The following is a 13,858-nucleotide window of genomic DNA, read 5'->3' as shown; positions in this document are numbered from 1 at the left end:
ATGGGTTGGACAGAAGCGAGCACGATTCAGCGTTCACTGCTCGAGTGGGCGGAGGAGGCCGGCTGGGAGCGTCTCCGAGGAGACGATCTACCGCGTGATGAGCACGACGTCATCGTCGAGGGCTGGGCACGCGAAGCCTTGCTCGCCCTGAACCCGGAGCTGGTCGACGACCCCGAGTCGGCGGACCTCGTTCTGCATGAACTCAATCAGGCTGTCCTCGATGCGCACAACGGTCTCGTTGCAGCCAACGAGCGGCTGACCGTGATGCTTCGTGGCGACCACTCATTCACGACGATCGACGGTAGGCATGTGCCTCGTCGGCTGATCGACTTCAAAGACCTCAACAACAACCGCTTCACCGTCGCTGACGAGGTTACCGTCAACGGTGCGACCAAACCGCGCCGGTTCGACGTCGTCTACTACGTCAACGGGTTCCCGCTGGTCGTTGCCGAGACCAAGACGCCTGTGAAGCATCAGGTCTCATGGGTCAACGCCGCGAAGGACCTTTACGACGTGTACGAGGAGGAATACCCGAACTTCTTCGCGACGAACGTCTTCAACGTCGCCACCGAGGGACTGGAGTTCCGGATGGCTCCGATCCGGGCGGTCCCGGACCCCGACTCCGAGATCTGGGCCCCGTGGGGGTCCACTGAGGACGATCTAAAAAGCTTCACGGGCCCGGCTCGAGTTGAGCGGGCCGCCCGCTTGCTGCTGCGGCCGGAGACGATCCTGCCGATCCTCAAGGACCTAGTGATGTTCCGTCACGCTCGGGACGCCTCCGAGGTCGACGTCAAATTCTTGCCTCGTTACCCACAGTTCGAGGCGGCTCTGGCGATCCACGCCAAGGTGCTCGCAGGCCGCCCTGGCGGACTGATCTGGCATCACCAGGGATCGGGCAAGACCGAACTCATGGCGTTCGCCGCCGCCCGTTTGCTGCGCGATGACGCGGTGACGGGGAAGTTCGGGAGCGCGCCAACGGTCATCGTGATCGCCGACCGCAAGGACCTGGTCCGGCAGACCGCGGAGATGTTCGAGACCGCTGGCATGCCGCGGATGTCGGTGCCCCGTAACCGGCGCGAGCTGCACGCTCTGCTGCGCAGCGGTGAGCCCGGTGTGGTCATCACGACGGTGCACAAGTTCGCCGAGGCCGGCCATCTGAACAACCGGTTGAACATCGTGGTCCTCGTCGACGAGGCGCACCGCTCGCAGGAGGGGAAGTTCGGCGATGCGTGGCGCGCGGCGGTGCCGAACGCGAAGTTCTTCGGCGCGTCGGGCACGGCGATCCAGGACAAGGACCGTTCGACCTTCAAGCTGTTCGGTGACCCTGACGACCCGGACTTTGTGATGTCGCGATACACGCCGGAGCAGTCCATCGCCGATGGGTTCACCAAGCCGGTGATCGTGGAGGGCCGGTCTGTCGGGTTCAACCTCGACAAGGAAGCCTTGGACGAGGCGTTCGACGAGCTGGCCACGGAGGAGGGCCTGGACGAGGAGGAGAAGGTCTTCCTGTCGGGGAAGGCTTCTCACATCGAGACGATCCTCTCCAACCCCGAGCGCGTGGCTGCTGTGTGTGCCGACATCGTCGACCACTTCCTTACCTATGTCGCGCCTCTGGGGCAGAAGGCTCAGGTCGTGGCCTACAACCAGCGCCTTGTGATCGCGTACACCAGAGCCATCGAGGCCGAGCTGGAGCGCCGTGCTGCAGTCATGCCGGACGGACGACTCCGTGAAGTCGGGGTGGTGATGCACGTCGCCGACAGCAAGGAGACCCCCAAGGAGCATAAGAAGCACCTGCTCACCCCAGAGCAAGAGGAGGCGCTCAAGCGCCGCTTCAAGAAGGTCGATGACCCGATGTCGTTCATCGTCGTCACTGCGAAGTGGATGACCGGCTTCAATGCGCCCATCGAGGGTGTGCTGTATCTCGACAAGCCGGCCAAGGACACGAACCTGTTCCAGACGATCACGCGGCCCAACCGCCCATGGAAGAACCCCGTCACCGGGCAGCGCAAGGACTTCGGGCGGGTCGTCGACTACATAGGGCTCGCGAAGGCCATCGGCAAGGCAGTCGCCGGCCCGAAGGTGAAGGATGACGGAGAGGATGAGCTCAACGTCACCGATGCCTCCAAGCTAGCGGGGAAGTTCGTCGCCGACCTCACACGTCTGCTGTATCTGTTCGACGGCATTGACACCAGTGACTCGTCGTTCGAGTCGCTCACCGAGGCCCACGAGCGGATCCCCGAGGGCGCTGCGCAGCGCAGCGAGTTCATCGAGACCTACGTCGCGCTGCAGACGGTGTGGGAGTTCCTCGACCCGCACCCGATGCTCCGGCCATTCAAGGGGCAGTACTTCTGGCTCGCGAAGGTGTACGAGTCGATTCGGCCCAAGGACGTCTCCAAGACGTTCCTCTGGGCACGTCTCGGCGCGAAGACCACTGACCTGATCCACGGTCACATGACCGACGTGGGCGTGAAGTCGATGCCATCGAAGACAGTCACGCTCGACGCTGCCGGCCTGGCGCTGGTGAAGAAGATCGCCGAGCAGCTGAAGCTCTCCGAGCAGCAGATGCCGGAGTCGAAAGCCGATGGCGTGTACCAGGAGGTCCTCGACTCCATCGAGGCGCGCCTCAGGCGTCGGCTCGCCGATACCGAGAGCCCGGCGTACCGGTCGCTGGCGGAGCGGATCGAGAAGCTCCGTGCCAAGGTGATCGAGAACGTCGAGGACTCGCTGGCGTTCCTCGAGGAAGCGCTGAAGATCGCTCAGGACGTGGTCGCCGCGGACCGGGCAGCGGAACAGGGCGACCAGGGAGCGCTCGACCGGCTGGCCGATCCGAAGCGTGGGTCGCTCACTCAGATCGTCGCGGAGAACACACCGCCCGGGCTGCACAAGATCGTCCCCGACATAGCCTGGCGGATCGACTCGATCGTCGTCGAGGTCGCCTATGCCGGTTGGAGTGCGAGCGACGCGGGCGACAAACGCGTCCGTCGCGAGCTGCGTTCCGTCTTGAAAGAGTACAGCTTGCCGATCAAGGGCGAGTTGTTCGATCGAACGTATGAGTACGTACGGGAGAACTATTGAACGACGTCATGACCGGGACCACCGCAAAGGTTGCCCAAGTGTGCGGCCTGAAACCTGAGTTGAAGTGACTCTACCTGGAGTATCCTCACCCTTCCCCCGAGTGGCAGAACCTGCGGATGCTAGCGCCTCAGACCGACCTCAGACGGATGTCCGCTGGATTCTGGACACAGGGCACTCCAGGTGGCTGAAGGCGCAGACCTCGGTCTGGTAACCGGAGCCGCTGAGTTGGCCTCCTATGGGTTGTCTGGCGGGCAGGTGGGGCAGATGTGTGACTTGTGGCCGGTCCGAGCGACCGTGTTTCGTTCGGACCGGCTGCGTTATCACCAGCAACGTGACCGTAGATCAGTTGCGGGCAGCTGTCCTTTCGGCCGTGTCGCTGACGAAATGGGCCCACTGGGTCGGGTTGAACCGCAGGACGGGGCCGCTGCGGCCCTTGGAGTCCCGGACGGCAACGATGCCACCGGCCTCGGCGACCTCGACGCACGCTCCGTTGCCGGAGCTGTGACTGCTCTTGCGCCAGCAGGCGCCGCTCGGGTCGGCCTCGTAAGCCGGCCGCCTGTGATTCGTGCTCATGTCTTCTGCATCTCCCTTGCGATGTTCTCCAGGATGGCGGGGGTCTCCTGTGGGTCAGGGCCCGCGGCTCGTACCAGGTCGAAGGTCTGGATGAACCTGCGGACATCGCGTTCCTTCTCCAGGTACACGTTTCCGGCGATCGAATCGACGTAGACGATGGTGGGCGCCTTCGTGCCGAACTCCAGCAGCGCGAACGTCCCGGCCATGGCCGCGTGAGCGCCCTTGGCAATCGGCATCACCTCATCGAGCTGTACGAGGAGATCGGCCTTCCGCCGATCCGGCTCCATGAGCTACGTCACGGCGCGGCGACACTGGCCCACGCGGCCGGGGCCGACCTGAAGGACATCCAGGAGATGCTCGGGCACTTCTCGATCACCATCACTGCGGACACGTACACAAGCCTCCTCCCCGGGGCCGACCTGGCGATCGCCGAGGCCGCGGCCCACCTCGTGCCGCGAGCGCGTGTGAGCAGGGCCGTCGACGGGCCCGGAAGCCGGCCGGAGCCTGATGGCGTCGAGGCCCGCAGCGGATCCGGTGCCAGATGGTGCTGAGCAATCCGCGGAAATATCGGGGCCTGGCGGCCCGTCCGCTCACGCAAACGGCCCCGGACGAGGAGTCCGGGGCCGAATAGAGCGCCTCCCTGGGGAGAAACCCCAGGTCAGCGCATACTGCAGTGTGCCCCCGGGCAGATTCGAACTGCCGACACCCGCTTTAGGAGAGCGGTGCTCTATCCCCTGAGCTACGGAGGCGGGGCCGTCCGTGGAGGGGCGGCCGAGGACAGGTTAGCGGATGGTAGGGGATCCGTGCTGGGTGGTGGGGGTGGGTGGTCAGCGAGGGGCGATCAGGAGGGTCTGGAGGATTCGTCCGCAGTTGCCCGATGTGTCGTCCAGGCGGCCTTCGGCCAGGCCCGAGCCCGCGGGGGTGGCGGCGGTCGAAGAGGTCAGGCAGAGCCATTCGCCGACCGGGTCGCGGTGCAGGGCGAGGGTGACGTCGGTGTTGATCACGAGGCCGTTGACGTGGTCGAGTTCGAAGCCGACGGCCCAGCTGCTGTCGGCCAGGGTCAGGGCGCGGGTCAGCGGGGTGTCCTCCTCGCCCGCCACCAGCGGGATCCGCTGGCGTGCCCAGGCCGTGCCGGGGCCGGGGGTGTCGAAGCCGCCGCCGGATGTGAAGCGCCACTCCATCGCCGAGACGTAGCCGTTCGTGTACGCGCCCTTGAAGCCGTGCTCCGGCTGGGGCTGCGGGAGGGCAGGCGGGGGCGGGTCGTGGCGCAGGGTGGGGGTGGCCGGTGGGGCGGCCGCCGTTCGCCAGGCTCGGGCCAGCATCACCGGGCGGCCGTTCGCGGTGATCTCGCCTTCCAGGAGTTCCGTGCGGCGGCCGCCGCGGATCGTGCGTACCCGCACCAGCAGGTCGCCCACCGGCACCGGTGCCGGGATCTCCAGCGTCACGCGGGCGACCCGGAAGCCTTCCCGGGGCTCGTGCCGTTCCAGTGCCCGTCCCAGGAGGGCGGACGGCGGGCCCGCGTGCTGGGCCTCGGGGCTCCACGGGCCCGCGGTGGCGGGCGTGCTCTCGTAGCGGCCGTCCCCCGCGTCCCGGTAGAAGGACTCGGGCAACCGTGCGCTGTCAGCGGAACCGTCCGGTGCCATCGGGCCGGCTCTCCCCTCTGCCTCATTCCTGCGGTGTCGTGCGTACGGTCTCAGGTGGCGTCCGGGTGGTTGTGGCCGGGGGCGGAATTCAGGCGTCCGTTCCCTGGGCGGGAAGCCGGCGGGGTGGCGTCCTTATCTCGGCCCTGGTCCCGTACGGCAGCGTCAGGAGCGCGGGGCCTCCGGGCGCGCCGCCGCCCGCCTGGGCCGCTTCCGCCTGGGTCGTTCCCGTCTGGGCCGCTTCCGTCTGGGCCGTCCCCGCCAGTTCCGCGACGTGTTCCGGTGACGGTGCCAGCAGCGTGAACGCGATCGGTCCCGCATCCGTCGCGGCCGCTGTCGTCAGCAGCAGGTTGCCCACGATCGCCGTGCCCCCGGGCGCCCCCGCCTCCGGTTCCGTTTCCAGCGCCGTCCGGTAGAAGCGGACGGCCTCGTCCAGCCCGTCCGCCGGCACCGCGCGCCGGGCCAGGAGGCGTACGCCCGTGTCCATCGCCTCGCGGACGGCGATGCCGGGGCGGGAGGAGGGGCGTTCGCCGGGCTGCGGGCGGTGTTCGACCAGCTCGGCGAGGGAGCCGTCCGGGTAGCGCACCCGGGCCCGCGAGCCCGGCTTGATCGCCTCGACCGGCTCCAGGACCTCCGTCCCCGTCCGCTCCAGCAGCCGCAGTTGGCCGGTCAGGGACGGCACGATGAGCGAGTACGCCGTCCGCCGCTGGACGGGCGTGAAGGGGCGCTCGCTCGCGATCAGGAGCAGGTTGCCCACGGCGGCCAGTTCCAGGCCGCCGAAGTCCGGGATCGGCATGCGCAGATCGGCCGGGACGCCGAGGAGGCGCTCGTAGAACGCGATCCGGTCGTCCAGGTCCGCCAGGTCGATCAGCAGCCTCGCCAGCAGCCGGGGGCGGTCGAGGGAGGACGAGTCCGGACGGGTGCGGAACCAGCGGTCCGCCGCCGGGGTCCGTGCCGTCACGCTTCCCGCCGTCACGCTGCCCATCGTGGCGCTTCCCGTCGTCCCGCTCCCCACCGTCACGCTTCCCGTCGTCCCGCTTTTCGGTCGGGTTTCGGACCGCATCAAGTCGCTCTCTCTCACTCGCTGTTCGTCTCTGTTCTGTTCATTCCGTCCACCACTCCCGGCCCCGCAGCCCCCACGCCGCGAACTCCTCCGCCGCCAGCTCGCGCAGCGACCGGGCGTCGCCGAAATGGTCGGGGATCGCCGTCACGGTCACGGTCAGCCGCTCGCCGACGCGTACCGCGCACAACGACACGCGCAGGCCCGCCCGTTCGGGTACCAGACCGGGCACGTTCATCGTGCGCAGGGCCGCGCCGTCGGCCCACTGGCCCGCGAAACGGCGCGCGCCTTCCGGCAGCGCGCCGAAGTTGGACGCGACGACGTCGGTCGCCTGGGCGCCGGGCGCCTTGAGCCGGTCGGCGTACCGGCGCGGCAGCAGGTGCCACAGCGGCTCGGGCACCAGCGTGGCGCTGTGCTCGCCGGTCCCGTCGAGCGCGGCCTTGGTGCTCCGGCGCGTCGGCCCGAGGTCCGTCCGGCGGACCTGGCCCGCCGGTACGGACAGCGGGACGACGACGAGGGCGTTGGCGCGCGCGTCGGCGGCCGTACGCCGCAGGCTCACCGGTACGCCGACCCGGATCCCGGTGCGGTCGCCGAGCGGTACGCGGGCGCGGACGAGGTTGGCGGCGATCTCGACGAACAGGCTGTTGGCCGTGCCGCCGCGGGCCCGCGCCCGTTCCTCCCACTCCGCGGCGTCGAAGTCGAACACGGCGGTGGAGAAGAACCGCGGGTCGGACGCGGGGGGCTTCGGTGCCGGCCGCAGGGCCGCGGCGAGCTCCGCGCGGGACCGCCGGTCGGGGAGCGTTCGCGCGGCCCAGGCCGCCGTCGCGGTCACGGCACGCGCCACCTGCCCTACGGCGTCGGCGAGATCGCCGTCCGCCGCCCCGGCGAACGGCCCCCGGCGGGCAGGCGGCGGACCGTCCTCCGTCAGGGCCGTGAAGATCCCCATCCCGTCGGCGCGGAAGTGCGGCACGGTGAGTGACACCAGCGCCCCCTGGCCGTACGGAGCCGACGCCAGCCGCCAGAGGGCCCCCGAGCCCGCCGGCAGGGGAGCGCGGACCTGCTCGTCGATCCACTCCCACACCGTGTCGTGCGTGAGGGGCGCCGGGTACGGGCGCGGGGGTTCCGCGTTGTGCGCGGGCACCCACGCACGGCGCGCGCCGGGGACGCGGGCCGCGGCCGGACGGCGGCTGAGCCGGCCGCGGTCGAGCCGCTCCCACTCCGCGCGCAGTGCGGCCGGCGTCACCGGCTCCGGAAGGCGCCACAGCAACTGCACGATCCGGGACGAGCCGAGGGCCCGTTCGGCGCGGTACAGCATCTCGTCCGTGGGGTTGAGCCGGGCGGACGGGGGAGCGGGGCGGGTCCGGTACTGGCCCCCGGCCGCGCTGTCTCGTTCCGCCACGCGGCCACGTTCCGTCACGGGCTCCCGGCCCGTTACGGGCTCATGTCCCGTCCCGCGCTCCCGGCCCGTCACGGGCTCATGTCCCGTTCCGCGCTCCCGTCCCGTCCCGCGGGCACGTCCCTTGACGTGATCCCTTCCTCTCACACGATCCCTTCCTCTCGCACGACCACCTCCCCTCACGCGATGACCTCCCCGATCAACTCCGCCGCGTACCGCCCCACCGCGGGCGCCTTCTTGAAGCCGCCGCCGTTCCAGCCGACGGCCGTGACCAGGCCCCGCGGCTCCGGCCAGGCCGTCACCGCGCCCTCGCCCTCCGGGGCGAGGGCGTCGAAGGCGGTGACTCCGCCGACGACGTCCGCGTCACCGAGCGCGGGACAGCGGTACCGCGCGACCTCCCGGACGCGCTTCGCCTCCGTGTCCGGTACGCCCCGGGTGATCACCGGCGGTACGTCGCACTCCCGGGACGGCACCCCGGCCAGCACGGCGGAGCCGTCGTCCCAGCGCCGCAGCCAGCCGCCGGTCGTGGTGTCGAGGAGGGCCGGGAGGTCGCCCGGGACGGGCACGCGCGGCGCGAAGAGGCAGAAGCTCACCGACCGTGTGCGCAGCGGGAGTTCGACGCCGGCCGTGCGGGCCAGGGCCGTGCTGCCGACCCCCGCGGCCAGCAGCACGGCCCCGGCCGCGACGAAGCCGTCGGTGGTCCGGACGCCGGTCACCCTGGAGCGCGCGGTGACGATCTCCAGCGCCCGGGCGCGGAGCACGGTGACCGTGTCCGCGTCCCGGAGCATCGCCTCGGCCACGGCCCGGGCCGGCAGCCAGCCGGCGTGGGGTTCGTGGACTCCGACCAGTCCCTCGGGCGGGGCCAGGCCGGGGAAGGCCGCGGCGATCTCCCGCGCGTCGAGGACCTCCGCCGGGTGGCCCGCGGCCCGTACCCGATCGGCGCCCGCCGCGGCCCGCCCGGCGGCGGCCGCGGGGAACAGGGTGAGGCTGCCGTGCTCCCGGACGGCCGGCCAGCGGCCGCGGTCGCCGCGCCGCAGGTAGCGTCCGAGCCCCTCCGCCGCCCAGTCCCGGGCGGCGGAGGAATCGAAGCCGGGTCCGGGGCCGGAGCCGGGGCCGGAGTCGAAGCCGGAGCCCGCGCCTGAACCGGAGCCCGAGCCCGAGCTTGAATCGGACCCCGAGCCCGAGCCGGACCCCGAGCCCGATTCGGAGTCGTCGAAGGACGGATCCAGCGCCCGGACCAGCCCGCCGGACGCCCCGGTGACGCCGCCCGCCACCCCGTGGTCGTCGATGACGATCACGGAGTGGCCGCGGGCGGCGAGGCGTTCGGCGGTGGCGAGGCCGATGACGCCGGCGCCGACCACGGCGACGTCGGTGGTGACGCGTTCACCGGTGGTGACGCGTTCACCGGTGGTGACGGCAGTCGTCACCGGAGGGCCTCGTCCGGGACGAGGCCCGCGATGCGGCGGTCCGGAAGAAGAGCGTCCGGCTCCAACATCCCCTCCGGTGCCAGCACCCCCTCCGGCTCCAACACCCCGTCCGACTCCAACGGTTCCAGCATCAGCGACTCCACGATGTCCGTGGACCGCGCGGACAGCACCGCCAGCGCCCCCGCGTCCCCCATGCCGTGGCTCGCCTCGCACAGCCCGTTGAGGTACAGGCGCAGCGGCCGCGAGCCGTAGGAGTGCCGTGAGGAGCGCCGTGCGACCGGGACCGAGTAGTCGCGGGCCACGGCGGGGATGCCCTCCTCGGTCAGCGCGAGCCGGTCGGCCACGTCCGTCAGCAGCGGGTGGTAGGGCTCGTCGTCGGGTCCGAGGCCGAAGTCCCGGAAGCCCGTCGCCAGCACGACGACGTCGGCGTCGTAGACGCTGCGCGTGTCGGTGTTGACGTCGCGGACGACGAGCCGGTGCACGCCGCCGCCCCCGTGCGGGGCCACCTCGGACACCTCCGAGAACGGCATCAGCCGCAGCCGGTCGGAGCCCTTCAGCTCGTACTCGTGCTGGACGGTGGCCAGCCGGTCGATGACGTCCTGGTCGCACGCCGCGTAGTTGATCGACCGCAGCTCCGCGCGGATCCGCCGCTTGGTCTCGGCGGGGAGCGGATAGAAGTAGTCGATGAACTCCGGCAGGAAGACGCGGCGGCTGTACGGGCTGGTGTCCTTCAGCCGGAAGCCGATGCCCCGCTGGACGGACACCACCTGCGCGACGTCGTCCCGGCCGAGCAGGTCGAGGACGATCTCGATGGCGCTCTGGCTGCCGCCGACGACCGCGACGCGCAGAGCCCGTCCGCGCAGTCGCCGCAGCGAACTCAGGTAGCGGGTGGCGTGGAAGACCGTCGGTCCCAGGCTCCGGCGGAACGCCGGGGGGATCCGCGGTGAGCGGCCGGTGCCGATGACGACCGTCTCGCCCAGGTACTGCCGGCCGTCGTCGGTCTCCAGCCGGAACACCTCGCCGTCCGCGGTGTCCGCCACGGTCAGCCGGGTGGCCGACCGTCCGTAGTCGACCGCGTCGCGGAAGGAGTCGGCGACCCAGCGCAGGTAGCCGGCGTACTCGCGGCGCAGTGGGAACTTGGAGTTCAGGTGCAGGTAGTCCGTCAACCGGCCTTGTGAGGCGAGGTAGTTGACGAACGTGTAGGCGCTTCCGGTGTTGCGCGGCATGGTCAGGTCGCGGAACGGGTTGTTCTGGATGTCCGCGCCGTCGATCAGCTGCTCGTCCTGCCACTGGAAGTCGCCGGCCCGCTCGACGAACCGGGACCGGCCGGTGTAGCCGAGTTCCTCCATGGTCACGGCGAGGGACAGGTTGGCCGGGCCGAAACCGATGCCCAGCACCGAATGGATCTCGTGCTCCGTCATGGCTCGTACCTTCTGATCAGGTCGTACGTAACGCGCCGGGGAGGCGCCGTGCGATGAGGGGGAAGCGGCGCGGGTGGCTCATGCCGTGACCGTTTCGAGGATCTTGTTGCTCTCGTCCACGTGCACGACGCGCGGCCGGTGCTCGGCCACCTCTTCGTCGGTGAGCTGGCCGTAGGCGATGATGATCACCTTGTCGGCGGGCTGCACCAGGCGGGCGGCGGCGCCGTTGACGATGACCTCGTTGGCGCCCGGGGCGCCCAGGATGGTGTACGTCTCGAAGCGCGCGCCGTTGTTGATGTTGACGACGTGGACGAGCTCGTGGATGCCGATGTCGGCGGCGTCGAGCAACTCCGGCGAGATGGTGATGGAGCCGACGTAGTTGAGGTTGCTGTCGGTGATGGTGGCGCGGTGGATCTTCGAACGCATGAAGGTGCGCAGCATGATGTCGTTCTCCTTGGTGAGTGAGCGTGGTGAAGGGCGAAGTCGCGCGCTTCTTGCAGGAGGCGCACGTTTCTTGAGGAAGTCAGGCGCTTCTTGAAGCCGGACGCTTCGTGAAGTCGAGCGCTTCTTAAGGAGGTTGTACGAGGGGAGGTGCGGGCCGTCGCAGGGACGGTCCGGGCCGTCTCAGGGACGGGCGGGCCGTCACACCGACAGCGCGCGGAACTCCCCGGCCGGCGGCTCGGCGGCGTCCCGCAGCAGCGGGGTGCCGGTGGCGTCGGCGCCGAACGCCTCGGCCACGGCCCCGGCCAGGTCGGGGGTGACCGGCCAGGCGAGCGTGCGCAGCGTCCACAGGAACAGCAGGGCGCCGGAGACGTCGCTCGCGTCGTCGGTACGGACCTGCCCGGCCCGCAGGGCCAGGACCTCCAGGTGGAGGGCGAGCGCCTCGGCGGCCTTGCGGATGCTGAAGGTCTCCAGGGTGTACGCGGCCTCGAACCGCTGCCGGGACGCCTCGATGGCGGCGGCCCACCAGGCGGACGGCGGCGCGTCGACGCTCCGGCCGGCGAGCTTCTCGCCGAACGTCCGGGCGATGGTGGCGAGCGGGGTGTCGAAGCGGGCGCTGAGCGTACCCTCGGCCACCTGCTCGGTGAACTCGGACTGCTGGAGCTCCGGGCTGGTCAGCGCCAGGACGAAGCGGGCGCGGTCCCGCCCGGCCTTCTCCAGGTACTCGCCCGCCCACAGCACGTCGCCCTTGCTGGTGGAGAACTTGCGGCCCTCCAGCAGGTAGTACTGGTTGGTGAGCGTGCGGGTGACGGGAAGCTCGACGGGGAGCCCGTGCCGGACCGCCAGCAGCTTCAGCGCGACGTAGACGAAGGCGTTGTAGAAGCCGTTGTCGATCCCGATGAACTGGACGAACTCGTCGCAGCCGGCCCGGCCGCGCTCGCGGACGCGCTGCGGCCAGTAGAGGTGGCCGACGTAGATCTCCGGCCAGGCGTTGATCGCCTGCGGGGGCGCGTCGGGCCCGTCCCAGTCCACCTGGATGCCCCAGGTGGAAGGGTAGGTGATGGGGATGTACGGCAGCCGTCCGGCGAGCGTCAGGTCGACGACCTTCTGGAGGTCGGGTCGGAGCGGGACGTCGGAGACCTGGTACCAGTGGGTCAGGAGGGAGCGGTAACGCTCCAGGTCGAGGACCCAGATGGAGACCGGGCGGGTCGGCAGCGCGGTCTCGGTGTCGCTCGCCAGCAGGGCGCCCGGCAGGTTGTACAGGCCGCAGGCTTCGCAGACGCCCGCCCGGGCGTGGGCCAGGCAGGTCGGGCAGCGGCCGGTGACGAACGCCTCGGCGCGGTACTCGTCCGCCTCGGCGTCGTAGGGGAGTTGCACCTCGCGGCGGTCGAAGGCGCCGTGCTTCCACAGGTGGGTGAAGAAGTCCCGGACGAACGTGGTGTATCGCTCGTCGGGCCGCTCGTAGAGGTCGACCTCGACGCCCGCGAGCTCCAGGGACCGGCGGGTGCCGTCCAGGGCCTGCCGGATCAGCTCCTCGGGGGTCACGCCCACCTGCTGGGCGGTGGTGACCACGTAGGTCTGGTTGTCGTCGGTGCTGCACGCGTACACCACGTCGTTGCCCAGGATCTTCTGGGACCGCGCGCACACGTCGCTGCCGAGCACCGGGCCGGCGAGGTGGCCGAGGTGTAAGTCGCCGTTGGGCGTGGGCGGGGAGAAGCTGACATTGACGCGGCGCACGGCGCCGTCCGTTCGCTCAGCCACGGGCGGGCTCCTGCGTCTGGGGCTGCGTCTGGGCCTGCAGCTCGGTGGCGGGCTGCCCGGTGGGCTGCGGCCAGTAGATGCTGACGAAGGTCAGCAGGGTGTCGTCGCTGGTGTTGGTGACGACGTGGTCGTTGCCGTTCGGGATGTAGATGACGTCGCCCACGGTGACGTCGCGCTGCTCGTCGCCCACCCGGACCGTGCCGGAGCCGCCCGTGAAGATGAACGTCTCGTCCGTGGCGTGCTGGTGCTTGGTGCTGGACTCGTGCGGGTGGACGCTGCACAGGGTGCTGTTCCACGGCGGCACGACGACGCCGTCCCACGGGTAGAGCTGGCGGACGTCGATGTTGTTCTTGCGTACATAGCCGTCTTCGGCCGTGGTGCGTACATACATGGTGGCGAATCCTTTTCCTGGTGGCCGGCCGCGCGAGTGTGCGCGGACGCGGCTGGTGGACGGGCTCGGCCGGTGGCCGGGCCGGGCCCGGGTGGAGGTAGGGCGCGGCTGGTGGGCGGGCGCGCAGGAATTCCGACGGATGCCGTCCCCGGGCGTCACCGGTAAACGCGCGCCGGAAAGCGCCGGGAATGCAGGGGAAGGCTCCGGTGAAATCATCGTGAATCTCTGGGAGCGCAGGCCGGGTAAACCGCTGATAAACTCTGCGGTGAATTCGGTAAAGGGGTGTGTGGGTGGGGGAGTCGTCGTCGGGGCGGCCGGGGGCCGTCGACCGGAAACCGGTGGCGGGCAGCGGAAAGCGCACTTCGCCGGAGCCGGTGAAAGGAGAGGGGTGGGGTGGGGTGGGGGCGAGATGGCGTCCTCGCGGAGCCGCGCGATGCGCGATGACGTGCGCGGCGGTCTCCCGGGTGACCGGGACGCCCTAGGGAACAGGGCGGTCGCCCGCCCGTAGGGCGGCGCTCGCAGCCGTCGTCGCCGGGCCGCTGCTCTTCGTCGCGGTCGCTATCGCGCGTCGGACGCCGGAGCGGGGCAGGACGGGCGGCGGCAGGCCGCCGGCCCTGCCGGCCGAGGTCGCGTCGTGTCAGGCCTCAATAATCAATCCCCCCGTAGCTGGCGC

The 13,858-nt window shown here is 70.4% G+C and carries 12 protein-coding genes and 1 tRNA gene; 2 read left to right on the top strand and 11 right to left on the bottom strand.

Going from position 1 to position 13,858, the window contains the following annotated elements; translation table 11 throughout:
- Nucleotides 1–3,075 carry a type I restriction endonuclease subunit R gene (locus ACQEVS_RS14350; protein WP_433020252.1) on the top strand — a complete coding sequence of 1,025 codons (3,075 nt, stop codon included), beginning with the start codon at nt 1–3 and terminating at the stop codon, nt 3,073–3,075.
- Between the two features lie 342 nt (nt 3,076–3,417).
- On the opposite strand, the gene ACQEVS_RS14345 is transcribed toward ACQEVS_RS14350, so the two are convergent.
- Nucleotides 3,418–3,648, bottom strand: coding sequence for a DUF397 domain-containing protein (locus ACQEVS_RS14345; RefSeq protein WP_433020249.1), 231 nt, complete (start codon nt 3,646–3,648; stop codon nt 3,418–3,420).
- Nucleotides 3,645–3,884, bottom strand: a complete 240-nt coding sequence (locus ACQEVS_RS14340) for a Scr1 family TA system antitoxin-like transcriptional regulator (RefSeq protein WP_433020246.1) — start codon at nt 3,882–3,884, stop codon at nt 3,645–3,647. Before ACQEVS_RS14340 ends, ACQEVS_RS14345 begins: the two co-directional genes overlap by 4 nt.
- Here ACQEVS_RS14340 and ACQEVS_RS14335 point away from each other — a divergent pair.
- Nucleotides 3,861–4,199, top strand: a complete 339-nt coding sequence (locus ACQEVS_RS14335; protein ID WP_433020243.1) for a tyrosine-type recombinase/integrase — start codon at nt 3,861–3,863, stop codon at nt 4,197–4,199. The two genes, ACQEVS_RS14340 and ACQEVS_RS14335, sit on opposite strands and share 24 nt — an antisense overlap.
- A gap of 125 nt (nt 4,200–4,324) precedes the next feature.
- On the opposite strand, the gene ACQEVS_RS14330 is transcribed toward ACQEVS_RS14335, so the two are convergent.
- The 9 genes from ACQEVS_RS14330 to ACQEVS_RS14290 form a co-directional block, all read right to left on the bottom strand.
- Nucleotides 4,325–4,397, bottom strand: a tRNA-Arg gene (locus ACQEVS_RS14330).
- Between the two features lie 78 nt (nt 4,398–4,475).
- Entirely contained in the window at nt 4,476–5,291 is an 816-nt protein-coding gene (locus ACQEVS_RS14325) for a thioesterase family protein (RefSeq protein WP_433020240.1), read from the bottom strand.
- Between the two features lie 88 nt (nt 5,292–5,379).
- The gene (locus ACQEVS_RS14320; protein WP_433020237.1) at nt 5,380–6,264 is read right to left on the bottom strand and encodes a VOC family protein; all 885 of its coding nucleotides are present in this window, start codon (nt 6,262–6,264) and stop codon (nt 5,380–5,382) included.
- 127 nt (nt 6,265–6,391) lie between these two features.
- Entirely contained in the window at nt 6,392–7,747 is a 1,356-nt protein-coding gene (locus tag ACQEVS_RS14315; RefSeq protein WP_433020234.1) for a hypothetical protein, read from the bottom strand.
- 176 nt (nt 7,748–7,923) lie between these two features.
- Nucleotides 7,924–9,171 carry an NAD(P)/FAD-dependent oxidoreductase gene (locus ACQEVS_RS14310; protein WP_433020231.1) on the bottom strand — a complete coding sequence of 416 codons (1,248 nt, stop codon included), beginning with the start codon at nt 9,169–9,171 and terminating at the stop codon, nt 7,924–7,926.
- Nucleotides 9,168–10,592, bottom strand: a complete 1,425-nt coding sequence (locus ACQEVS_RS14305; protein ID WP_433020228.1) for a SidA/IucD/PvdA family monooxygenase — start codon at nt 10,590–10,592, stop codon at nt 9,168–9,170. The genes ACQEVS_RS14310 and ACQEVS_RS14305 overlap by 4 nt, the downstream gene beginning before the upstream one ends.
- Before the next feature lie 78 nt (nt 10,593–10,670).
- Complete coding sequence (panD, locus tag ACQEVS_RS14300; protein WP_433020225.1) at nt 10,671–11,033, bottom strand: aspartate 1-decarboxylase; 363 nt, start codon at nt 11,031–11,033, stop codon at nt 10,671–10,673.
- A 201-nt stretch (nt 11,034–11,234) separates the two neighbouring features.
- Nucleotides 11,235–12,794 carry a class I tRNA ligase family protein gene (locus tag ACQEVS_RS14295; RefSeq protein WP_433020222.1) on the bottom strand — a complete coding sequence of 520 codons (1,560 nt, stop codon included), beginning with the start codon at nt 12,792–12,794 and terminating at the stop codon, nt 11,235–11,237.
- On the bottom strand, nt 12,787–13,185 hold the full coding sequence (locus ACQEVS_RS14290) for a cupin domain-containing protein (protein WP_433020219.1): 399 nt from the start codon (nt 13,183–13,185) through the stop codon (nt 12,787–12,789). Before ACQEVS_RS14290 ends, ACQEVS_RS14295 begins: the two co-directional genes overlap by 8 nt.
- Between the last annotated feature and the right edge of the window lie 673 nt (nt 13,186–13,858).

It is taken from the genome of Streptomyces sp. CA-181903 (assembly GCF_050937075.1).
GTDB lineage: Bacteria > Actinomycetota > Actinomycetes > Streptomycetales > Streptomycetaceae > Streptomyces.
This window is presented reverse-complemented; position numbering and strand designations above follow the sequence as displayed.